Consider the following 22,233-nt stretch of genomic DNA (forward strand, 5'->3'; position numbering starts at 1 on the left):
TGCTGCTTAACCGTAAATTTCATTGAGCAGGTAAGCCAGACGGATACCGGCTTTGAGCAGTTGGATTTCCACTGTACTCCAGTTGCGATAAAGATAGTCGTAGCCAACCTCTTCGGGGTTGCCTATGTCGTACACCTGTGAGCGCAAGGCTATGCATTCCATTGCCCAGCTACGTACGTCGCCTTGCAGCCATTTTTCTACTTGCGCTTTGTTTACTTTTAAAAGCAGGGCATGCGCTAGCTCTGTATAGCTCAACTGTTTGTCGTCGATCATTTCGCTGTCCCATACGCGATGCAGGTTCGACGAGCGCCGCATCCACTTTAGTTTTACATCATTGCCGCCGCGGTCTTTTCCAGTACCTACGTGTAGCGGTTGATGCAAGTCGCCTACCAAGTGTACCAGCATTTTAATGTATTCTATCTCCTGCTCTTCGGAGAGTGTGCCGCTTTTTAGGGTGGATACGATGAACTCAATGCGCTCAATCACATCACCGTTGGGATTCTTTTCGGCGTCTTCATAGCGCACGCTGTCGGGGATGGTTACCCAATGCCAGTCGTGTGTGTGGTCATATCTTTTATCGGAGCGAATTTCATCCATCCAAGTGCTGCAAAGTGCCAAGTCTTCGGTTTTCAGGAGCTTTTGGAGGTGCTTTTTTGCCTTCTTATTCAGAAACGACTGAGCAATGTAACCTACTACCCGGTGTCCTGTTTGTCCCCATGCTTGCGCTTCGCGAGGGGATGACAAAATAAGACCAAACAACAGTAGAAGTGAAAAAGACAGTTTTTGGCGTATGTTCATAGCGTTTCTTTTTTTGACATTCAACAAAAAACAAAGTAGCAAAAAATACAGCACTTTTATTGAACTACAGTCTTTTTGAGTACTTTTTATCTTTCCTGCTTACCAGAGTGATGTGTTTCATACTCGTTACGATTGCTTTTTACAATATCGCTTTTACTTGACAGAATTACATATGGATAATCGAAAGTTGATTGTTATTTATATGCTTTTTAAATGCTTTTGTTTTGAAAAAGTTATTTTTTTGAAAAAAACTTGCTTTGTATTGTTAGAGTTTGTATATTTGCCATATGTATAATCAAAACAAGCTGGGGTGATGAAAGCTTTCATAAAAAATCTACTGTTTATTTTGCTGGCGGGAGTTGTAAACTCTGTTGCTCAAGCACAACAAAGCGTAAGCTTCGAAGGCTTTGTAGCCTATGAGTTCGATATTAAAGAAGCTCCGGAGGCATTGAAGCAACAATTAAAGCAAACGATGATGGCGGTGTGGGTGAAAGGAAAAGAAATGAAGGTAAGTCTCGAATTGCCGCATTCGGTGCTTTCTACTTTGACCAACCTTGAAAATGATGAAGGCTTTTTCTTCATAGAAACCAAAGAACAGCTTCATGAACGTCTGGCAAAGCCTTTGGGGGGCAAGCCTTGCGTGTATCAAGAAGAAGCTCACCGTTTGCTGGTGCCTGCCAGTAAAGAAGCCAATAGCAACAACGACGGAAAGAAAAGAGTGGTTTATACCAAAGAAACCAAAGAAATACTGGGGCATCTTTGCCGCAAAGCCATCATCACCCTTGACAATGGCGAAGAAGTATATGCCTACTTGGCAACAGATATAGACCTGCCTAAGAATGCCGCTCATCACATCGATTTTCAGTTTTATGGTATTGAAGGCTTGCCTTTGGAATACGAAGTGTTAGACGAACAAGGGAGACGCATACTTGTGCGTGCTACCCACCTTGAAGCTGGTGAAGTAAAACCCGCAATATTTAAGCTGCCTTCTCAATATGAGCGCACTACACCCGATAAATTGGCTGAAATGACGGCTGAATTATATCACAATCGTTAACATTTTTTCATCATCCATCGATTTTCATTAAGACATCATTAGAGGCTCCGCCCAGTGGGGGGAGCCTCTATTTTTTATTTTGTTCCCTACTGAAATTGTCTTCTTTTAGCATTTTTGTTCGGTAAAGCCGTTATCTATGAAAATCAAACCCTCAGATTACTTCGCCCCTTTGTTTGAGGCATTGCAGGCAGAGAAAGAAGAGACAAGAAGGCGCTTCATAAGCGATGTAGCTCAAAAAACATTGAAAGAGAAGATAGAAGCAGGTATTTGCCTGAGTGCTGTTCGTCTGGAACAACTCGCCTACCAAGGCATGGATGTTTGGTATTTGCGCTTTCGGCTGCTGAATCGGTCGGTACTTGGTCATACGTGGCGTGTGGGCGATGCTCTGCGCATAGTTCTTGAATCGGCAGAAACGAAAGATTGCCGCGGTATTTTAGTACGTTGGGCAGAAGGTAAAGAAATAGAGGTAGCAGTATCGGCAACACAATTGCCCGATTTCTTGGAAGAAGGTGCCCGGTATGCCCTTGAGCAATTGCCCGACGAGCAATCCATTTTACAGATGGAGCAAGCGATGAATATCTGGCAGCAGTTGGAAAATCCAAGGCAAAAGCTTTTGTTTGAAGTGCTGAGTGGGCAGCGACAACCTTCTTTTTGTGTACCCAAAACGACGCAGGAGCTACCTTCTTTTTTGAATGCTAAACAGCACGAAGCTATAAGCAAAATACTGTCTGCGCATGAGCTATTTTTGCTGCACGGACCACCCGGCACAGGTAAAACCAACACTTTGGTACAGGCTATTAAGGCAGTAGCCGGAACCGAGAGGCAGGTGCTGGCAACGGCTCCCAGCAACACGGCGGTTGATATTTTGTGTGAAAGATTGGCAGCCGAAGGGTTGCGTGTATTGCGTATAGGACACCCTGCGCGTATCGATGAGCAATTATGGCAATTTACGGTGGATGCTCAAAAGCAAAAACACCGCGACTTTAAACGTTTGAAAGAGTGGTATCGCCAAGCAGAAGAATACCGCCATTTGGCAGGCAAATACAAACGCAGTTATGGAAAAGAAGAGGCGGTGCAGCGTCGTTTGCTCTACAAAGAGGCACGTCAGGTGCAGCAAGATGCCAAAGATTTGGAGAAAAACATACTGCGTGAGCTGGTAGAGCAGGCACAGGTGATATGTGCCACTTTGGTAGGCTGCGCCCATCCGTTGCTGGATGGCATGCGCTTCGGTACTGTGTTTGTAGATGAAGCCGCCCAAGCTTTGGAGCCAGCAGTTTGGATTCCCTTACTCAAAGCCGACCGCCTTGTGATGGCGGGTGACCACTGCCAACTGCCTCCCACTGTGCTTTCACCCGCTCCCGAAGCGCAGATACTGCAACAAACCCTTTTTGAAAAGTTAATACATGCTTATCCAGAAGCTGCCTGCATGCTGGAGATTCAATATCGTATGCATCCGGTCATTATGGAGTTTCCCAGCCAGCATTTCTATAAAGGCAAGTTACAGGCGGCACCTACCCTCAGTGCCAGCATCATGCATTGTGCTCCGCCACAAGTCATTACATTTATAGATACGGCGGGCACCGGTTTTGAAGAAAGCAAAAGTGCAGAAGGCAGCTTTTTCAATGAAGGAGAAGCGCGTGTGCTGTACAGGCATCTGGAAGAGGAGTGGGGCAGGGCGTCGTTGTCCGATGTGGTGCAGGTGGGCGTGATTAGCCCTTACAGCGCACAAGTGGCTTTGCTGAAAGAGTTGTTGCAGTCTTTGCCTTTACCAACCCGCATACAGCTGAAAATAAGTACCGTGGATAGTTTTCAGGGGCAGGAGTGTGAAGTAATTTATATCTCGATGGTACGCAGCAACGAAAATATGGACATCGGTTTTTTGAATGACATCCGGCGCATGAACGTAGCTATGACACGCGCCAAATACCGATTGGTCATTATTGGCGACAGCAGCACTGTGGGCGGGCATCCTTTCTATGAGGCTTTGTTGCGCTATGTAGAGGACATAGGTGCCTACCGGAGTGCATGGGAGTGGAGATGATAATGCTGCAGACTACTGCCCTACTAAGGGAGGGCGTCGCTTGTGGTGGCTGGTAAGTTGTTGATAGGCATTGGCTACTTCTAAAATAGCCCCTTCGCCCATCCATCGACCAAGCAGGCAAATGCTTTGGGGCATACCGCTGCGGTTGAAACCTGTGGGCAGCACCACACAGGGGTGTCCTGTCATGTTGGTAATGTAGAGCTGTGAAGAGGCAAAAGAGGGAGCTATGACTACGTCATATTTTGACATGAGTTGTTGCATTGCATGAATGAGGCGGTAGCGTAGTCTTTGTGCCTGTATGTACTCTACGGCGGGAATGAAACGAGCCATGCGGAAGTAGTTGGGCCAAGCCTGTTTGTTTTGTCTTACCAGTTCGTCGTCGCGGTTGCTGCGGGTGAGCTCGTCGAAGGCGGCAGCAGCTTCTGCCCATAGGATAAAAGTAATATCGGGATATGCAGGCAAGCTGACGGTGTCGATGCGGGCGCCGGCTTGTCGAAGAGTAGCCACAAAGGTGCTGTCGGCGGCATAGGTAGGCGAAGAGGCAGGCGTGGGTACGAAGGCAATGCGCAGACGTCGCCAGTCGCGGTCGGCACGGTAGCTGAAAGTGGTAGCCACATGAAAAGGATCGCGTGGGTCGGCTTCTGTGGCGTTGTGCAAATAGCGGTACACAATGGCGCAATCTTCTGCCGAGCGTGCTATGGGACCTATTTTGTCCATTGTCCAGCTTAAAGCCATAGCACCAAAGCGGCTGACAGCGCCAAAAGTAGGACGCAGCCCTGTAACTCCGCAGACTGTAGAAGGCGATACGATGGAACCCAAAGTCTCGGTACCTATGGCAAAAGGCGCAAGACCGGCAGCAACGGCAGCGGCAGAGCCTGCCGAAGAGCCGCTTGAACCAGTGGCAGGGTTCCAAGGGTTACGAGTGCGCCCGCCAAACCACACATCGCCCCAAGCCAAGGCGCCCAACGATACTTTGGCAATGAGGATGGCGCCGGCAGCATCGAGTTGTTCAATTACTGCGGCATCGTAGTCAATCACTTGCGAACGAAAAGGCTTAGCCCCCCAAGTGGTAGGATAGTTTTTGGTAGCTAACAGGTCTTTGGCTACATAAGGGATGCCGTGCAGCAAGCCGCGGTAGTGCCCTGCTGCCAACTCTTTGTCGGCTTGCCGGGCTTTTTGCAGCGCCAAAGCTTCGGTGTAGGTGATTACACAGTGCAGTGTGTCATCATATTTTTTGAGTCTGTTCAAGAAAAAACGTGTAAGCTCTTCGGAGGTGATTTGGCGCGATACTAGCAAAGAAGCCAGTTCCCGGATGCTTAAAAAAGCCAAATCGTTGTCATTTGCCGGTCGTTGTATTTTTGGGAAGGTTTCACCTTGAAAAATCAGCTCGTCGGGACCTATGTGTGGGGCGGTATAAGTAGGCGGAATGGGATGGAATGTAAATGCAGGAGGTAAGTCGTTGGGAATATTGTGCTTGCGCAGCGCTTCAAAACTTTGTTTTTGTTCAGCCAGACCGTCCAGCATAGAGTCGATTTCTATGGGGGTGAGCTGCAAGCCGATGAGCTTGGCAGCCGACTGCACGTCGGCAGGGGTGATGTCGCTACTCAAGCGCCCCAGTACGAAAGCAGAAGTAAGCAGTACTACAGGCAATAGGAAACGTTTCATATCATAAGCATCACTTGTTTATGAAACGCTGGCATGCAGCTGCTTAGTATTTTTGGTAGGGATAAATGTCTTTCCACAAGTCTTTTAGGCGCTCCAGTGAGTTTTTTCCTTTGCCCTTTCGAAGCGAGCCACCGACAACGGACGCCTCAAGCCGGACTTAGTAGCTCCCGGAGCATTGAGTTTGGAGCAGCCGGGTGCCTCTTTTGTTCTGCCGGTTGAGATACTTTCACCGGGCACCTATATGGTAGGGCTGCTTCACCTTTCCAATGCTAAGCGTTATTAAAAGTTTTAAAGTATTAAAAAATTACACAAGTATTTTTCTCATTTTTTTCTTACACAATAATTCTCTTTTAGAAAATTCGGGCTACTTTGTAGGTTTCCTGCAAAGTAGATTTTTTTCTATAAAATGCATCTGCACCCAATTTGTTAAGCATTTAATAGTAATAAGTTACTTACATAAAGACACGAGGAAGGTTACGCTTTGCATTCTTTTTTGTATTAATTAAGGTGCTTATTATTAACGTATTCTAAACCCAATTAATCGTTTAAGAGTTATGAAGTGTTTTGCCTTATTTAAAAAAGTAACCGTCAGTGTATGTTTGTTTTTATTAGGGTATGGTGCTGGATGGGCACAGACCCCCGCACAGTTAGCAAAGATACGGGCTGCCAGTAACTTAAAGGTACTGTATGCCTTGCAGGAACGCTTACAAGAGGAGTACACAACTCAAAGACGTTTGATAGAAGCATGGAGCACACGACACCGGCAGCCAATTCGTGGAGTCGATGAGAAAGGGCGCTATTTCGAACTGCAGCGCATTTTGCCGGACGGAACTCCTATCTACTACATTACCGAAAACCTGAACGCAGCCATAACTACTCGCACAAATACCCTTTGGAACGGTGGTAGTTTGGGGCTGAATATAGAAGGGCAGGGGATGGTTGCCCGAGAGTGGGATGGTGGTGGCGTGTTAAATACTCACCAAGAATTTGGTGGACGGGTTATTTTAGGAGATGGCGTAACTTATGCCGGGGGGGCTGGACCTAACCATGCTACTCACGTAGCCGGTACTATTATTGCGGCGGGGGTGTCTCCTAATGCACACGGCATGGCACCACAAGCGCAACTGCGTTCTTTCGATTGGAATAACGACAAAGCCGAAATGGCAGCTGAGGCTGCTGCCGGTGCGTTGGTTTCTAATCATTCTTATGGATATAACTCAGCAATGTTGCCTCGATGGATGTTTGGTTTCTATGATTCGGAGGCGGCTGCTTGGGACAATATTACTTATAATGCTCCTTACTACCTGCCGTTAAAAGCTGCCGGCAATGACCGTGGTGCCGGTTATAACGCCGGCGACGGAGGTTATGACCTGATTACCGGAGCTGCTACCGCTAAAAATGTGTTGGTAGTGGCGGCAGTCGATGATGTTCTATCTTATACAGGACCGGGGAGCGTAATCATGTCTTCTTTTTCTTCTTGGGGACCTACTGACGACGGACGCATTAAGCCCGATATTTCTGCCAATGGTGTTAATGTGTATTCTAGCGTAGGACCTGCTAACAATAATTATGCAACCTATAGTGGCACCTCTATGGCGACCCCCAACGCCACGGGGACTTTACTTTTACTCCAGCAATACTATGCTTCTTTGAATGCAGGCAACTTTATGCGCTCGGCAACACTTCGAGGCTTGGTAATCCATACCGCCGACGAAGCCGGAGCTGCCCCCGGACCCGACTATAGCTTCGGCTGGGGCTTGCTGAATGCCGAAAAGGCAGCATTGACCATCCGTGACGCAGCTACTACCGGGGGGGCACTTATTGAAGAGCGCACTCTAAATAATGGAAGTAGCTATGTGTTCAATGTTACAGCTTTGGGTTTGGCACCGCTGGAAGTTACCATCTGTTGGACCGATCCTGCCGGCACACCACCACCTTCCGGCACCGAAGACCCTGCCAACTTGATGTTGGTGAATGACTTGGATATTCGCGTAAGCGACGGCGTTACTACCTATTACCCTTGGCGCTTGAACCCGGCATCACCTACGGCTGCGGCAACCACCGGCGACAACTTCCGCGACAATGTAGAAAAGATATATATTGCATCGCCTACACCGGGAGCTACCTATACCATCATTGTCTCTCATAAGGGAACACTTAGGAACGGCTCACAGGATTATTCTTTAATAGTAACGGGTATCACAACGCTTACCCCTCTTATATCCTTTTTTACCGGAAGTATGAGCAGTACCGAAACACCTACCGCCGGACCACTTGCTGGGGATTGTCGGGCTTATACCGATGTTAGCATACCCGTAAGAATCACCAAGGCACCTTCGGTTGATAATACAGTAGCTCTTTTGTTTGGCGGCTCGGCGGTTCGAGGAGTAGATTACGATGTTGTAGGAAGTTCAACCCTTGTCTTTCCTGCCGGTAGTTTGGCAGCGCGCAACATAGTCTTGCGCTTATATGACGATTATGCTACGGAAGCAAGTGAAACCATCAGTATTTCGCTTAATATAACTGCTGGTGGTGCCAGTTTGGGTAGTTATCCTGTAATGACCCTGACCTTGCTTGACAATGACCCGGCACCAATTCCTCCTAATCTGGGAGGGGAACTTTTAGGGGAAGATTTTGAAGGAGGAGGTGCCGGATGGAGCATAGCCACAACAGGAGTGAGCAGTGTCAATACATGGAGGGTAGGCGATAGGAATCTTATTGCGGGCACCCAAAGTGCCTATGTATCACAGGGAGATAACAACTGGAGGTATAATAAAGCTGATAATGCAAGCGTATTACTGGTGAGCCCGGTCATTGATGCCACCACCATGCCCTATAATGACCTTCAACTAAGTTTCAAGATGCTTTGCAATGGTGAGGAAGTGGGGGGAACTTTTTACGATTACGGCTTGGTAGCTATTGTGGATGAAGGTATCTCGACCATTCAGGCGGTTATTGGTGGTCCTTATCAAGGCATTACTACAGTTACGGCTCAAACCCTTAACATACCGGCTCAGTTCAAGGGGACCCGCTTCCGCATAGCTTTTTGGTGGATCAATGATAATTCTCGGGGTAATGACCCTGCTTTTGTAGTGGATGATATCCAGGTGCGGGCACTGCCTTTTGCAGGCACACCCGTACAGTACAGTGTGTCTGCCAATCCGGCGGGCAACACTTACTATTTTGGTCCGAATGATACACTGTATGTGCGCGACAGCAACACGGGCAATCTGATGGTGCGCTTGGAAAACCTGTCAAGCCATAATTATGGTTGCACGCAGGTATATGTGGACAGAGAGGGTACAGGAGCCTCGAGTTTCATCGATACTAATCCCGCCAATGCAGTAACAGACAAAACCCTGCGCATCATTCCTGCCAACAACAACCCTACAGGCAGCTACCGTATTCGCCTCTATTTCTTGAATACAGAAATTGCCGGCTGGGAGACAGTTACTGGCAAGTCATTTACCACCGATATGCAGATAGCCAAATATCCGGGAGCTATTGCCTCAGCGAGCAACCCTTCGTTGGTATCTTATGCAAGCAGTTTGCAGCGTGGCAATTATGGTTTTAACGCCCAATGGATAGAAGGCACCTTCTTCAATGGCTTTTCGGGCTTTGCCGGACAAGGCGGAGGTTTTGTGCCCTTACCTGTGGAATTGCTGAGTTTGCAGGCACAGTGGACAGACAAGCAAAGGGTAGCACTTCGCTGGGAAGTAGCGGACGATGCTCATATAAGTGAATATTGGGTAGAACGCAGCATAAAAGGCAGCCAAGACTTCCTGCGAGTAGCCGAACGGAGGGCTAATAAGGCGGCAAGCCGTAGCGCGAACGGAAAGGTATATGAAGTAATGGATGATGTGGGCAATATGCCGGCAGGGGAGGCACCTTACTACCGCTTGGGCATGAAAACCACCGACGGCAAGCTGTCTTACAGTGCAGTAGTTACACCCGGAGCACGCACTTTCGACTTTGCGGTATATCCCACTGTAGTATCTGGCAACATAACCATAGAACTGCCTTACTTATCCGAAGAAGTGCAAATCCAATGTATAGACGTTCATGGGCGTAGCTTTGATATTGAACGGGTCAGCTTGTCGGGAGAAGGAAGACGCATAGCCACCTCTATGGAGCACCTGCCGGCAGGTGTCTATGTGCTGCAGTTGCGCTATTCGAACGGGCAGGTTTTGCAAAAGAAAATTGTGAAGCACTAAGATACATTGCCCTCCGCTTTTTTGACAGGTAAAAGCTCTCTCAGTAGCGGGAGGGCTTTTTTTATAACTTTGTTTCTGCTACAAACAATTGCCTTGCTTTATGCTTGTCCGTGCCGTTTTTTGTTTGTGTTTTCTTTGCCTGTCCTTCGTATTGAGTGCGCAAGAAATAAAGTATGAACGAGAGCGGGGTATAAAAGAAGAAAAAGTGCCGCGGCTTGCCTATGCATGGATACGTTACTGCCTTTCTTCGGTGAAACTCAAAGCTTCAAAATGGTACTATGAAGAAGGTCTAAAGGCATACAGCTATGAATATAAGTTTCGTTTGGGGCGCCAGCGCTACAGTGTAGAATTCGACAGCACAGGACATTTGGCAGACATAGAGCTTTTGGTTCATTTCTGTGATTTGCCCGATACTCTACAGTCTTCTATTTGCAATTATCTCAAAACACAATATAGCGCCTACAAAATAGAAAGGGTGCAATGGCAATACACCGGCGATGCATCTTGTTTATGCACAATGTTCCAGAAGAGAGAAACTAAGCCGGATGCTTGTGCCGATGTAGCAGTGGAAATGGAGGTCCTTCTTCGTACACATAAAGGGGAGAAGGTACGTAAGGAGTTGCTTTTTGACCTTCATGGCAATCTCTTGAAACAAAGAAAGATAGTAGAGCACAAGCCTGAAAACATGATTTATTGAGCATGAGAAAACACTATATTTTTTTGCTTTACCTTTTCATAGTTTATCCCGTTTTGGCACAAGATATAGACAGACGTCAGGCATTGATAGGAGTGCTGAATTTACATACCCGCTTGAATGATTATTGGAATTTTAATAGCAAGTGGGAGCATCTTGCCTTTTATACTCCTTTGCAAAGCGAGCGTCAAGATGTGGAGCTGTTTGTAAGTCGCGGTATTTCACTGTCCCAATCGCTGGGAGGCGGCGTGATGCTACGTTATGAGATTCAAGACAGGCGGTGGGTGTATCGTTTTATTCAACAATGGGTACATAAGGGGGAATTCTTCACTTGGCAATATACCCATCGGGCTCGGCTCGACCAAACAACGAGTGATGGTGAAGTTATACGCTGGCGTTTGCGTTATCTTTGGGCAATGCAGCGCGCTTTAAGCGGGCATCGCCTCGATGCGGGCGAACCATATGCTAAAATCACTGCCGAAGTTTTAGGGTTTTACTATGGCAAACCCGAAGCAATAGAATATCGTTTGACAGCTGCTATAGGGCTACTTCATAGCCGGCAGCATAAGTTTGAGCTGGGCTTGGATTGGCGCTACCGAAACACCTTTGTCGCCGGCGGGCAGGAGATGATAGCCATTAAAGGGGCGGGTTACTTTAGTTGGTAGCACAGCTTTTGCAAGCAAGTATCTGTTTGCCCATTTGTTTTTGTCTAAACACTTCATAGTAAGCAGCGGGAAGTTTCAAAACCAACTTTCCCAAAGCAACAAACTTCGCTACTAAAGGCAATACCAAAGCCGATTGGCGGCTTACAGGCAATTAAATCGAAGCCTTTTTAAATAAAGCAACCAATGCACACCCACCAAACTGTTTTAGCTTATGGGTTAATTCAAAAGGTGCCTTCACAAATGTTTTAAAGTTTTGTAAAATAAGAACGATTATGTTAAGTATCCTCTTTTGCTAACCTTCTTAATAAAGGGAGTGAAGCAGTCCCATGGTGCTCCTGTATGAAGAGACCCTATCACTGTGTTTTTTCAAAAAAATGATAAAATTCAATGCCTTTATTAAAGCTAAAAAACAGAGAGACCCATCTCAGGACAAGTCTCTCTGTTTAAAGAAGGGACTTTCTATCTATTAGTTCACATTTTCATTGGCGGGCAGAGGGAAGGACTCCCACACATCATCGCCGGGACGGTCAATAGGCAATTGATTGAGTCGCCCATAACGGCGCATATCTATCCAGCGATGCCCTTCGGCAAAAAGGGCGTAGCGGCGTTGTTTGAGCATCTCGTCAATCAATGCGCTTTGAGTGGTGCTACCTGCATAATTGCTTAAGCCGGCAGCATTACGTACAACATTCAAAGCGTTGATGGCATCAGTGGTATTGTTCAACTGAATGTTGGCTTCTGCATAGATAAGCACCAACTCTTCGGCACGAATGATAGGAATAGGCGCATCATTAGAACGATACACCCAAGTATCATAAGGGCTACTAAGACCATCGGCGTTGAAAGCATCGATTCGTGTGCGTATCTTGCCTGCATCGTCGTTGGGGTCTGCCCGTTTGTCTCCTGCTTCGGCATCTGACACAAACGACGGGTGTGCGGCACGCACCTCGCCCCCATTGTTCAGAGGCAAGTACAGCGGATTCAGTTCGTCGCCGCCGGAAGTAGAAAAGAAGTGCTTAGGTCCTTTTTGCAAATCTACCGACTGCAGGTCACTGAGGCTTATGCTCCCGTTTCCATCAACATCTAAGAAGGAACCGTTGAGCGCCGTAAGGGCTCCAGTCCAGTCTTGCCGGTAAACAGCTACCCGAGCTGCCAAAGCACGGTTGAACTGCCGGAAGGTAGCGGGGGTATCAAAGCCGTTAAAACCACTGCTCAAGTCAAAGGCAAAGTCAGTGCCCGCATTGCTCAAGTCATTTGCGGCTTCGTTAAGCAGGTTGGCAATGTACTGAAAAGCCTGCGTTTTGCTCACTACGGGTCCCAGATTGTCGGGGTCTTTTACGTCCACCCGTATGCCGTTTTCGTTTTGCATGTTCAATACCAGCAGTAACTGGTAAGCAATAATGGTTTTGGCAAATCCTCTATAACCATTTTTTTGCGCAGCGCTCAAAGGGGCGGTGGTGTTGTTCACGCCATCAAGCAAATAATAGCAATTGCGGATGACACGGTAACGTTCGTAATAAGGACCCGTCGTGTAGAAGGTGTTGTTGTCTAAGGTACTGTTCCCTTTTCCTAAGAGGTCACCAGTAAATCGAGGGTCGGAAGCCGAATAGCGGTAGTACACAGCATCGAGAAAAGGAGTGCTAATTTTTGCTTCATAGTAGGTGTGTTTTGCTATTTTGAAAAGTAAAAAATTTTATTTCATAAAAACAAAAAATCGCAGCACAAATGTGTTGCGATTTTTTTATAAGCAAAACTTTGATTTTATCCCTGTGCAAACAATTTTTTATAAGCCTCTTCGGTTATGAGCTCACAAGCAATGCGCAAACGCACCTCATGCCCTATGAGATAAGCGCCATTTTGAAGCAGGTTGTTCCACGTCAAGCCCCATAGTATGCGGTTCAGCTTCCCTTCGGCTGCAAAACCCAGACGGTCGTTGCCCCATGGGTCCATCTGCAGCCCCTTGTACTGTGCATGCAAGGTAAAAGGCAATGCCCTGCCCTTTATTTCGAGCATGCCTTCGATGTCATAGGTGCGATTGCCTTTAGATACAAAGCGCCTACTTTCAAAAGTCATGTACGGAAAATGCTCTGTATCGAAAAAATCGGCGGAGCACAAATGCTTGTCCCTAGGTTCATGATTGGTAAAAATGCTTGCCGTTTCGATACGCGCACTAAGTTGGGCTTGTTCAAACTCTAAAGATGGTACTTTCAAGCTTGCCTCGAAGCGCTGAAACACCCCCACCACCTCTCCTATTACCATGTGAGGGACAGCAAATTCTACTACGGCATGCGTTGGGTCCACTTTCCAAGTCTTCATAGGAAATGTATTTTAAAATTTTTACATAGGTTAAACAAACAACTAATGTACCAACATCAATTTAACTTGCTTTGTTTCTTTGCTCTACTTGATTTACTGCATAAAAAACTGGGGAGCCTTATAAACTTCCCCAGTGCTTTAATCGCGATGTTACCTAAATAGAACGCATTTCTTCGGGCTGGCGCATAGATGGCACTACCCCGAAAAGCGCAGGCATCGATTGTCGGTGCACGAGAACTTTGTCCGCTTCAAATTCTATGAAAGTATGGGATGCCGCTTTTGTCATCGGCTTCCACATAGCGAATCTGCTGCTTTCTGTGCCTAAGAGTCGGTAACACTTCCTCTTACCAACAAGAAAGCTAAAAGCCAGCTAAACATAGCTTTTTCACGCTATTTTAAAAATAATTCATAAAAAACAAAAAAACTCAATGCATCCCCAAATCATTAGTCGGAGATGCATTGAGTTACAGAAAAAGAGCATGCCCAAGCTGTAATGTTTTTAAGCGTGCCGGGCACGTCGTTGCAGATAATACACAGCCAGACAAGCCAGCAAACCGTAGCCTACTACCTGCACAGCAAGCGTAAGCCAAGCGCCAACAGTTTCCCGCGGCGATGCTCCCATAATCCCCACCACACGGTAAATCTCGAGGAAAGGCGTCAGGGGCAGACACCGGGCAACCTTCTGTATTGCCTCGGGCATTTGGCTCAACGGGTAAGTAAAGCCGCTTAACACAAAGGCAGGCGTAGCTACTACCATTAGCACTTCGGTAGCCTTCAATTGATTAGGCAAAGCGGCACTCACCAATATGCCCAAAGCAGAAGCTGCCAAAACCATCAGCAAGGCAGCTGCCGACACCTCGGGCAGATGCGCAGGCAAAGGCACCCGGAAGATACCGAAAAATACAGCATACAATAACCATATGCCAGCAGCCATCAGCAAATAGGGTACGGCTTTCACCGATACCCAATAAAAGGCGCTCTTTTGCAAGGGAAGCAGCTCGGAGTGCCAACTGCCACGCTCCCACTCTGCCGCCATGCTCAACGCCAATGCCAGCAACAGCACTTGCTGCAGAATGCTTGCCAGCATACCCGGATACAAGAAGAAAGCATAGTTGGCACTCTCGTTGAAACGACGGTGATAAAAAACACGCACAGGCTGAAGCTCCTGCAAGGCAATAGCCTCTGCCTTGCCCTGCTTTTTAAGACTTTCTACGCTCATGCCTGCGTTGAAAGTACCCAAAGCCTGCTGTAAAGCCCGAGTGGTATAGTTGGCAGTCAGTATGTTTGCAGTATTGATTTCAACCAGCACTTCCGGCTGGCGTTTGTAGAGTATGTCTGCCTCGAAGCCATCGGGGATGACAATCAGCGCATGCACCCGAGGCATCCACTCGGCGGCTTGACTGCGTGAGGGCAAACACGCCACAAGCTCAAGCGTTTCGGTGTCATCTATCATGTCCATGAGCTTGTGGCTCAAAGGCGAATGGTCTTCGTCTATTACTGCTACGGGCAGATTATTTACTTTGCCGTCAAGGATGGTCTTGCGAAGTGTTTGTTCTTTAGCTTTGAAATTCAAATTATTTTGAATAGCCTTCTCTACAAGGAAGGCTTCCTGTGCAGTAAGGCTGCCTTGGGCAAAAACCCTTGCACCTACGCACAGCATGAGGATGAGGATTTGAGCAGTCTTTTTCATCGTTTCAATTTTTTGATTAAAATAACAACAGTTAATTATGCAACTTTTTGTATAAAATTTTTTACTCATCCTGCGCAAGGTTTTTATATACCCGGTAAAGCACCTCGCGGCATATCAAGATTTTTTCTGCTTCTATGCCCGAGATAGCCTCATTCAGTGTCTTTTGCGCCATATCCATAGCATCCTTTTCAAGTGCTTTGCCTTTTTCGGTAAGAAATATTCTTTTGATACGGCGGTCAGTTTCATCGGCGCGCCGCTCCACCAAACCTTGGGCTTCCAGCTTGTCTATAAGCCGGGTGATGCTGGGCTTGTCTTTATAGGTTTTGACGGCAAGCTCTTGCTGTATTTGCCCATCTTCACGCCACAACTCTACGAGCACAGCCCACTGCTCCTGACTGATATCCAAGCCGTGTGCCCTGAAGTTACGCAACAGGCGCCGCCCAATAGCCGTAGAGGTGCGTCCAACCAACAGGTTATACAAATCTTCTACTAGAAATTCCATTGCAATTCACAATGGTTAAATATGCAACTACAAAGTTATAACATCGCTTCAAAAATTCCAAGAGCCAGCTGTATTTTTTTATGGCGCCCACAAGTGAAAAACACAAGAAAAGGTTTGTTGCGAAGGTCGGCGAATCGTGAATTTGTCGTGTGTTTCAATCTTTTTAAAATGAAAATATGCTTTCGGTCTATCGTTTGTCTTGGGATTTTACTAACTTATCAATCCAAACACAAGAAAAGAAAAAAGGAATTCAATCATTTAAAATTTGAAGTGCTATGCTTAGAGTCAATGTACTACTTCAGTTTATTCTCACAACATTTAGCTTATCGCTGTTTGCGCAATCTAAATTTGAACTTCCTCCACTGGATTACCCTTACAATGCGCTCGAAAGAGCCATAGATGAGCAAACTATGATAATACATCATACCAAACATCATCAAGGATATGTAAACAATTTAAACAAAGCCATTGAAGGTACCGATGCTGAGAATCTTTCATTAGAAGAGATTTTAAAAAATGTCTCAAAATACTCTGATGCTGTGAGAAACAATGCAGGTGGGCATTACAATCATTCTTTGTTTTGGAAAATACTTACTCCTAAAACAAACACACAACCATCCAAACGTTTCTTAGAGGCTGTAAATAAGCAGTTTGGTGGGATGGACAGTTTAAAAATTAAACTAACCAATGCCGCCTTATCGCGATTTGGTTCTGGATGGGCTTGGTTGAGTTTAGATGAGAACAATAAACTATTTATTAGCTCTACTCCCAATCAAGACAATCCTTTGATGGATGTAGTAGAAAAACAAGGCATACCTATCCTCGGCATCGATGTATGGGAACACGCTTATTACTTGCGTTACCAAAACAAAAGAAACGATTACTTAACAGCCCTTTGGAGTGTCATCAATTGGGAGGAAGTAAGCAAACGATACGAAGCCATTGTGCCCAAAGGGAAATTTGATGATTGGCCAGAGCTAAAAAGTTTTCATGAGGTAATGGCACAAACCTTCCACCCAAGCGAAGAAGGCAACTTAGAACCAATAAAAACTCGAATTGGTGAATTGGTAGAAAAAGCAAACATATTAGCAAAATCAAATATTCCTCAAGAATTTAAAAGTAAAAAGATAATACAAGCACTAAATCAATTGGTAAGTGATAGCAAAAAACTTCAAAAAACAATACAATCAGGGGCGAGCGATGAAAAAATAAAAAAAGATTTGAGCAAATTGCATGATGTATTTCATCAAATAATTGGTTTGTGTAGCAATGAAGGGCGCCATTAAAAACCTATGTTTCAAAGTTTAGGAATAGAGTTGTTGCGAAATGAAAAATTGTTTCTCGACAACTCTATTCCTATTACCGCTCCTGACAATCGCTCGTTTTGTAAAACTTTTTGAGCACTCATGGTATTTGTTTTAATTTGCTGCAGAAATCTGAATATTTTTTTAGACCTTTGAAACTTTCTGTTAGCATCAGTTTGTTAACTTTGCGGCGAGTCTATCAAGTACTGCCAACTGTTTTCTTCACTACAAAAAACGAAAGATAAAGATTTTGTAAATGCCATAAGTCCCGTGCTGCTGCTTCGAACACATAGAGCTCTTTTGCGCCTCCTCGCCGTCTGCTACTTGGCAGTTATGGGGCTGTATGTATTTCAAGGGCAGTTGTGGCAAATACATTACCTACTACATAAAGAAACCATTGCGCGTGTATATTGCGAAAACCGCAACAATGCCTTGATGCACTGCGAAGGCAAATGCTATCTGCACAAAAAGTTGTTGGCTGCAGAAGCCAATGATGCACAAAAAGCGAGCACTTTGCCGGAAATTTTCTTTCTTCCTTGGTTTTTCCAAAAAATAGATATCTATCTAGAACTTCCTGCGGTTGAAGCGGTAAAAGAAAGCTATCCGCTTTATTTAGCAAGCCCACGGAATTTTGCTGTCGACGTATTTCCTCCTCCACCAAAAGCATAAGTCTTTTCCCTGTCTTTCCCTTTCCATTTCATGCAGACTCAGCGCTGCAAAGGCTTAGGCTATGCCGCTACTTTTAGCCATAGAACGCCGAAAGCATCCTTTTGGTGGCGTTTAATGGTATAGCCTTCATATGCGCACTTTATTCAACTTGTTCAAAAAAATCTAAACAAAAGCAATCATGAAAAAAATCTTGATATTTATCACAGGCTTCTTGTTTATCGCGAGCTCTTGCCAAAAAAAAGATGAGGCAACCCCTCAAACAAGTGGCAGCATAGAAATCAAATTCGACCACTTTGTAGGTAACCAGCGCTTTTCGCTCAATCAAAGTTATACCAACAGCGCAACCAATGAGCAGTTCACTCCTACCCTTCTGAAGTATTTTGTAAGCAATTTCCATTTTATCAAGGAAGATGGAAGCAGCTATGTGGTTCCTGTTGAAAAAAGCTATTTCTTGATAGACGTCAAGGACAATAGCCTGCAAAGCATCCGCATCGACAGCCTGCCCGCGGGGAAATACGTTGCCCTCGAGTTCATCATTGGGGTAGATAGCCTCATGTCCACCAAAGAGCCAGAACAACGCCCATCGTCACTGGACCCCGCTGGCGCTGCTCAAGGGATGTACTGGAGCTGGAATCCGGGTTATATCTTCGTAAAATTTGAGGGTACTTCACCACAATCGCCAAGAGATGGCAACGTATTTAAATACCATATTGGTGGATACGGTGGCTACAGCACCCCCACCATCAACTGTATCAGAAAACGCCGTATAGACTTCGGCAAGAGTGTAAGTATAAACGGGCAAGATACGCCTTCTGTGCACCTAATTGTGGATATTTTGAAGTTTTTCAATGGAAACTTCAGCTTACGCATAGCCGACAATCCTGTGGTGATGTTCAACCCCTTGGGAACAAGCATTGCCGACAACTACAAAGAGATGTTTAAGCTGGACCATATCCATGAATAAAAAAACAGGGGGCTTTATATGCCCCCTTTCTTCAAAAGAAAAGCACAAAGAACGATGAACACTCACCATAAAATGCGGTGGCTATTGTATCTTTTCTATGGGTGGCTACTCACCCTGCCCATGGCTTGCCAGCGGGCAGTCGAAGAACTGCCCATCCAATGGCAACAACCACCGCACTTCCCGAAACCAGCCTATAACTTTGAACGCAATCCTATCACGACGGCAGGCTTTCAGCTGGGCAAACGCCTATTCTATGATACGCGCCTTTCGCGCGACAACAGCATCAGCTGTGGCAGCTGTCACATACAGTCGTCTGCTTTTACTCATCACGGGCATGACGTTAGCCACGGCATCGATGACCAACTGACACTGCGCAATGCCCTTCCAATAATGAATTTGGCATGGCATGATGCCTTTGGCTGGGATGGCGGTGTGTTCAGCCTCGATTTGTTTGCCATCTCGCCCATAGAAGCGCACAACGAAATGGACGAAACGCTCGAAAATGTACTGAACAAATTGAGGAAAGACCCGGAATATCGCAACCTCTTTCGACGTGCCTTTGGCAGCGAAGAAATCACTACTGCTCGCTTCCTGATGGCACTGGCACAATTTCAGTTGATGGCGGTTTCTGCCAACTCAAAATACGACCGCTATTTACAGGGGCTTACTGCTTTCAGTGCATTGGAAAAAGAAGGCTTACGCATATTCGAGCAGAAATGTGCTGCTTGCCATAGTGGTGTGCTGTTTACCGACCTGCAGTACCGCAACAACGGCTTGCCTCCCCGCAGGGTGCGCATTGAAGGCGTAGATAGCACAGACACCGGGCGCCATCGCGTCACGCTCTTGCCCGAAGATATGTTCAAATTCAAGGTGCCCTCGCTACGCAATTTGCGCTACACTGCTCCGTATATGCACGACGGACGTTTTGCCACACTACGGGAAGTGCTGGACCATTATAGCCATGGCGTGATGGACTCCCCCACACTGGACCCACTACTGCGCCAAGCAGGGGGCACAGGCATTCCTCTCAGCGAGGAAGAAAAAACAGCCTTAATGGCATTTCTCGAAACACTCAACGACGAGTCCTTTGTGCGCGACCCCCGCTTGTCTGAATTCTAAACCCTCAACCGCTCACCCCTCTATGCGTTACTTATTGATTTTCTTTGCCATCATAGTGCTGCCAATGACTCAAGCCCACGCCTGCGAGATATGCGGCTGTGGAGCAGGCAGCTATTATTTCGGTATTATGCCACAGTTTCATCGCCACTTTGCAGGATGGCGCTACCGGCAAGCCAGCTTTCAGTCTCATGTTTCTTCTGATTATTTGCGTACCCAAGAGGTCTTTCACATTGCCGAGGCGTGGGGGCGCTTCTATGTACATCCCCGAGTGCAGCTCATGCTGTTTGTGCCCTATGGGCAACACTTGCGCCAAGAGGTTCAACAAAGTACCACCAGCCGCTTACAAGGTTTGGGCGACATCATGGCAGTAGGCATGTACCGACTGTGGGATACAGCACAAGACACTGCCAAGCTTAGAAATTGGAAACATGCTTTATGGCTTGGCGGCGGCATCAAAACCCCTACGGGCATGTACGAGGCAAAAGGAGACCGCTATACTGACCCAGCAGCCAATCCCAACTTTCAAATAGGCACAGGCAGTTGGGATTTTCTACTGTCGGCACTTTACACTTTCCGCTTCACACGATGGGGCATCAGCAGCCAATGGAGCTACAAATACAACAGTGCCAACCGTGACCATTATCGTTTCGGGCACCGCTTTACACAAAATACAGAGCTATTTTACATTTACCAATGGCGGCGGCTGGGCGTCATGCCCCATGCCGGGCTTTACAGTGAATGGATACAAGCCGACCAGTCAGGGACAAAAAAGGTAGCAAATACAGGCGGCTATCTGCATACAGCAGTGGCAGGCTTGGATTTGTTCTTCAAGCAGAAAGTACAAGTAGGCTTTACCTATCAGGCGCCCGTTTCACAAAATCTTTCAGCGGGTGAAGTGCTTGCCCAAAACCGCTACCAAGTGCAAATAGGTGTTCTCTTTTCTTCTTTCAAAAAGAAAAAAACATAATGAGCTTATGGCAGCTTTTCCTTTGCAAGACAAAAGGACACCACAAGCGTGGTGCCCTTTTTGTTTTTAGCAGCTTTCGTCTATTCGAACCTTGTTTACTGTCCCTGTCCCAAAGAGAAAGCCCGCTGTCCATCGAAGGTATAAAGATTCTCGGTCTTGATGACGTCGATGCCCGCTTGCAAAGCTCGCTGCAACAAAGCTGGCACTTCGGCGGCATCTACTGGTTCGGCAGATTCAAAGCGGCAACGCCAGTGGTCGGTGCAGAAGGTTTCATCGAAACCGTTGGGCCAGACTTTCACGCCACGGTTGGTAATCATGCTCAAGCGCAAGTGGTTGCCCTGAATTGCCTGCAGCTTTTCTGCCAGCTCGTCGGCGCGGGTGCCGTCCCAGTCCACAAACACATCTACCCCCAGCAGCTCTTTTTTGCGAGGACGTCGCTCATATTTGGGGATTTGAATCTGCAAACCGTCTTTATAGCTAACCGGCTTGAGTTGTTGCGGCTTTTCACCCAAGTGGGCAATGACTGCTTCGGCAAATGCACGAGTAGATACCTTTTGAGTGCTGCGCCCCTCGCGGTAAATATCGGCAGTGTGAATGCCTTTTTCAATCACCCGCAACCATGCATTTTGAATGGTTTCGGCATAGCTGCCCAGCCCCAAGTGGTTGAGCATCATGATTGCCCCTTGAAGCAGCCCCGAAGGGTTGGCTATGTTTTGCCCGGCAATATCGGGGGCAGAACCATGAATGGCTTCAAACATGGCGCACTGCTCGCCTATATTGGCAGAACCCGCCATGCCCACCGAACCAGAAATTTGAGCGGCTACATCGGACAAGATGTCGCCGTACAGATTGGGCATCACCACCACATCGAAGCGCTCAGGGGTATCTGCCAGACGGGCAGCACCGATGTCCACAATCATGTGTTCGGCTTCTATGTCGGGATATTCGCGGGCAATTTCATCGAACACGCGATGAAACAAACCGTCGGTTTGCTTCATGATATTGTCTTTCGAGAAGCAAGTTACTTTTTTGCGCCCCTGCTGACGCGCCAAAGCAAAAGCATATCGAATAACACGCTCGCAGCCCGGGCGGGTGATAAGTTTGAGGCACTGCACTACATCGTCGGTTTGCTGATGTTCGATGCCAGCGTAGAGGTCTTCTTCGTTTTCACGCACGATGATAACATCCATTTCCGGATGCTTGGTTTCTACAAAAGGAGCATAGCTGCGACAAGGACGCACATTGGCAAACAAAGCCAAAGACTTGCGAATGGTTACATTCAGGCTTTTGTATCCGCCCCCTTGGGGTGTAGTAATCGGTGCTTTCAGGAATACTTTATTGCGCCGGATGGTCTCCCATGCTTCGGCACTGATGCCCGAAGTATTGCCCGACAAATATACCTTTTCGCCAATCAACACTTCTTCCCATTCGATGGGTACACGGGCGGCTTCCATAATGGAAAGAACGGCTTCCATGATTTCGGGACCAATGCCGTCGCCTACACAATAAGTTACTTTCTTTGAGATGCTCATACAATGTTTTTTTGATTAGCTGCAACAAAGGTAGCT

General features: G+C 46.7%; 17 protein-coding genes. 10 read left to right on the top strand and 7 right to left on the bottom strand.

The annotated features are described in order from the left end of the window. Positions 1–6 precede the first annotated feature (6 nt). Entirely contained in the window at positions 7–798 is a 792-nt protein-coding gene (locus FHS56_RS11085; protein ID WP_166920818.1) for a S1/P1 nuclease, read from the bottom strand. 313 nt (positions 799–1,111) lie between these two features. Here FHS56_RS11085 and FHS56_RS11090 point away from each other — a divergent pair, with 313 nt between their 5' ends. After that, positions 1,112–1,855 (top strand): hypothetical protein, encoded by a 744-nt coding sequence (locus FHS56_RS11090; RefSeq protein WP_166920820.1) that lies wholly within the window; start codon positions 1,112–1,114, stop codon positions 1,853–1,855. 136 nt (positions 1,856–1,991) lie between these two features. After that, the gene (locus tag FHS56_RS11095) at positions 1,992–3,896 is read left to right on the top strand and encodes an AAA domain-containing protein (RefSeq protein WP_166920822.1); all 1,905 of its coding nucleotides are present in this window, start codon (positions 1,992–1,994) and stop codon (positions 3,894–3,896) included. 12 nt (positions 3,897–3,908) lie between these two features. Here FHS56_RS11095 and FHS56_RS11100 read toward each other — a convergent pair whose 3' ends face one another. After that, entirely contained in the window at positions 3,909–5,561 is a 1,653-nt protein-coding gene (locus FHS56_RS11100; protein WP_166920824.1) for an amidase, read from the bottom strand. A 554-nt stretch (positions 5,562–6,115) separates the two neighbouring features. Between FHS56_RS11100 and FHS56_RS11105 the strand changes: the two genes are divergently transcribed. The 3 genes from FHS56_RS11105 to FHS56_RS11115 all read left to right on the top strand — a co-directional run bounded on the left by FHS56_RS11105 (position 6,116) and on the right by FHS56_RS11115 (position 11,134). Beyond that, positions 6,116–9,775 carry a S8 family serine peptidase gene (locus FHS56_RS11105; RefSeq protein WP_166920826.1) on the top strand — a complete coding sequence of 1,220 codons (3,660 nt, stop codon included), beginning with the start codon at positions 6,116–6,118 and terminating at the stop codon, positions 9,773–9,775. A 100-nt stretch (positions 9,776–9,875) separates the two neighbouring features. Beyond that, positions 9,876–10,472: a hypothetical protein gene (locus tag FHS56_RS11110; protein WP_166920828.1), complete on the top strand. Its 597-nt coding sequence runs from the start codon at positions 9,876–9,878 to the stop codon at positions 10,470–10,472. 2 nt (positions 10,473–10,474) lie between these two features. After that, on the top strand, positions 10,475–11,134 hold the full coding sequence (locus FHS56_RS11115; RefSeq protein ID WP_166920830.1) for a DUF2490 domain-containing protein: 660 nt from the start codon (positions 10,475–10,477) through the stop codon (positions 11,132–11,134). 466 nt (positions 11,135–11,600) lie between these two features. Here the strand turns inward: FHS56_RS11115 and FHS56_RS11120 are convergent, their stop codons facing one another. From FHS56_RS11120 to FHS56_RS11135, 4 genes are all read right to left on the bottom strand, one after another. Then, positions 11,601–12,755, bottom strand: a complete 1,155-nt coding sequence (locus tag FHS56_RS11120) for a RagB/SusD family nutrient uptake outer membrane protein (protein ID WP_166920832.1) — start codon at positions 12,753–12,755, stop codon at positions 11,601–11,603. Positions 12,756–12,895: 140 nt separating this feature from the next. Then, the gene (locus FHS56_RS11125) at positions 12,896–13,450 is read right to left on the bottom strand and encodes a YceI family protein (RefSeq protein ID WP_166920834.1); all 555 of its coding nucleotides are present in this window, start codon (positions 13,448–13,450) and stop codon (positions 12,896–12,898) included. 499 nt (positions 13,451–13,949) lie between these two features. Beyond that, a complete protein-coding gene (locus FHS56_RS11130; RefSeq protein WP_166920836.1) occupies positions 13,950–15,140 on the bottom strand; it encodes an ABC transporter permease in 1,191 nt (396 codons plus the stop codon). A gap of 61 nt (positions 15,141–15,201) precedes the next feature. Further along, positions 15,202–15,642 carry a MarR family winged helix-turn-helix transcriptional regulator gene (locus FHS56_RS11135; RefSeq protein WP_166920838.1) on the bottom strand — a complete coding sequence of 147 codons (441 nt, stop codon included), beginning with the start codon at positions 15,640–15,642 and terminating at the stop codon, positions 15,202–15,204. A 275-nt stretch (positions 15,643–15,917) separates the two neighbouring features. Here FHS56_RS11135 and FHS56_RS11140 point away from each other — a divergent pair, with 275 nt between their 5' ends. The 5 genes from FHS56_RS11140 to FHS56_RS11160 all read left to right on the top strand — a co-directional run bounded on the left by FHS56_RS11140 (position 15,918) and on the right by FHS56_RS11160 (position 20,665). Continuing rightward, positions 15,918–16,928 carry a superoxide dismutase gene (locus FHS56_RS11140; protein WP_166920840.1) on the top strand — a complete coding sequence of 337 codons (1,011 nt, stop codon included), beginning with the start codon at positions 15,918–15,920 and terminating at the stop codon, positions 16,926–16,928. A 450-nt stretch (positions 16,929–17,378) separates the two neighbouring features. Beyond that, positions 17,379–17,615, top strand: a complete 237-nt coding sequence (locus FHS56_RS11145; RefSeq protein ID WP_166920842.1) for a hypothetical protein — start codon at positions 17,379–17,381, stop codon at positions 17,613–17,615. A gap of 178 nt (positions 17,616–17,793) precedes the next feature. Continuing rightward, positions 17,794–18,579, top strand: a complete 786-nt coding sequence (locus tag FHS56_RS11150; protein WP_166920844.1) for an MbnP family protein — start codon at positions 17,794–17,796, stop codon at positions 18,577–18,579. A 54-nt stretch (positions 18,580–18,633) separates the two neighbouring features. Continuing rightward, positions 18,634–19,698: a cytochrome-c peroxidase gene (locus tag FHS56_RS11155; protein WP_243844216.1), complete on the top strand. Its 1,065-nt coding sequence runs from the start codon at positions 18,634–18,636 to the stop codon at positions 19,696–19,698. A gap of 22 nt (positions 19,699–19,720) precedes the next feature. Continuing rightward, a complete protein-coding gene (locus tag FHS56_RS11160; RefSeq protein WP_166920846.1) occupies positions 19,721–20,665 on the top strand; it encodes a transporter in 945 nt (314 codons plus the stop codon). Positions 20,666–20,760: 95 nt separating this feature from the next. On the opposite strand, the gene FHS56_RS11165 is transcribed toward FHS56_RS11160, so the two are convergent. Continuing rightward, a complete protein-coding gene (locus FHS56_RS11165) occupies positions 20,761–22,197 on the bottom strand; it encodes an NADP-dependent isocitrate dehydrogenase (RefSeq protein ID WP_166920848.1) in 1,437 nt (478 codons plus the stop codon). Positions 22,198–22,233: the final 36 nt, after the last annotated feature.

This window comes from Thermonema lapsum (genome assembly GCF_011761635.1).
Lineage (GTDB): Bacteria > Bacteroidota > Bacteroidia > Cytophagales > Thermonemataceae > Thermonema > Thermonema lapsum.

Bases quoted from the DNA above. Each gene is read 5' to 3' on its own strand.
- FHS56_RS11125 (WP_166920834.1), bottom strand. From the start codon at position 13,450: ATGAAGACTTGGAAAGTGGACCCAACGCATGCCGTAGTAGAATTTGCT.
- FHS56_RS11105 (WP_166920826.1), top strand. From the start codon at position 6,116: ATGAAGTGTTTTGCCTTATTTAAAAAAGTAACCGTCAGTGTATGTTTG.
- FHS56_RS11160 (WP_166920846.1), top strand. From the start codon at position 19,721: ATGCGTTACTTATTGATTTTCTTTGCCATCATAGTGCTGCCAATGACT.
- FHS56_RS11140 (WP_166920840.1), top strand. From the start codon at position 15,918: ATGCTTAGAGTCAATGTACTACTTCAGTTTATTCTCACAACATTTAGC.
- FHS56_RS11155 (WP_243844216.1), top strand. From the start codon at position 18,634: ATGAACACTCACCATAAAATGCGGTGGCTATTGTATCTTTTCTATGGG.
- FHS56_RS11115 (WP_166920830.1), top strand. From the start codon at position 10,475: ATGAGAAAACACTATATTTTTTTGCTTTACCTTTTCATAGTTTATCCC.
- FHS56_RS11100 (WP_166920824.1), bottom strand. From the start codon at position 5,561: ATGAAACGTTTCCTATTGCCTGTAGTACTGCTTACTTCTGCTTTCGTA.
- FHS56_RS11095 (WP_166920822.1), top strand. From the start codon at position 1,992: ATGAAAATCAAACCCTCAGATTACTTCGCCCCTTTGTTTGAGGCATTG.
- FHS56_RS11130 (WP_166920836.1), bottom strand. From the start codon at position 15,140: ATGAAAAAGACTGCTCAAATCCTCATCCTCATGCTGTGCGTAGGTGCA.
- FHS56_RS11090 (WP_166920820.1), top strand. From the start codon at position 1,112: ATGAAAGCTTTCATAAAAAATCTACTGTTTATTTTGCTGGCGGGAGTT.
- FHS56_RS11135 (WP_166920838.1), bottom strand. From the start codon at position 15,642: ATGGAATTTCTAGTAGAAGATTTGTATAACCTGTTGGTTGGACGCACC.
- FHS56_RS11150 (WP_166920844.1), top strand. From the start codon at position 17,794: ATGAAAAAAATCTTGATATTTATCACAGGCTTCTTGTTTATCGCGAGC.
- FHS56_RS11085 (WP_166920818.1), bottom strand. From the start codon at position 798: ATGAACATACGCCAAAAACTGTCTTTTTCACTTCTACTGTTGTTTGGT.
- FHS56_RS11110 (WP_166920828.1), top strand. From the start codon at position 9,876: ATGCTTGTCCGTGCCGTTTTTTGTTTGTGTTTTCTTTGCCTGTCCTTC.
- FHS56_RS11165 (WP_166920848.1), bottom strand. From the start codon at position 22,197: ATGAGCATCTCAAAGAAAGTAACTTATTGTGTAGGCGACGGCATTGGT.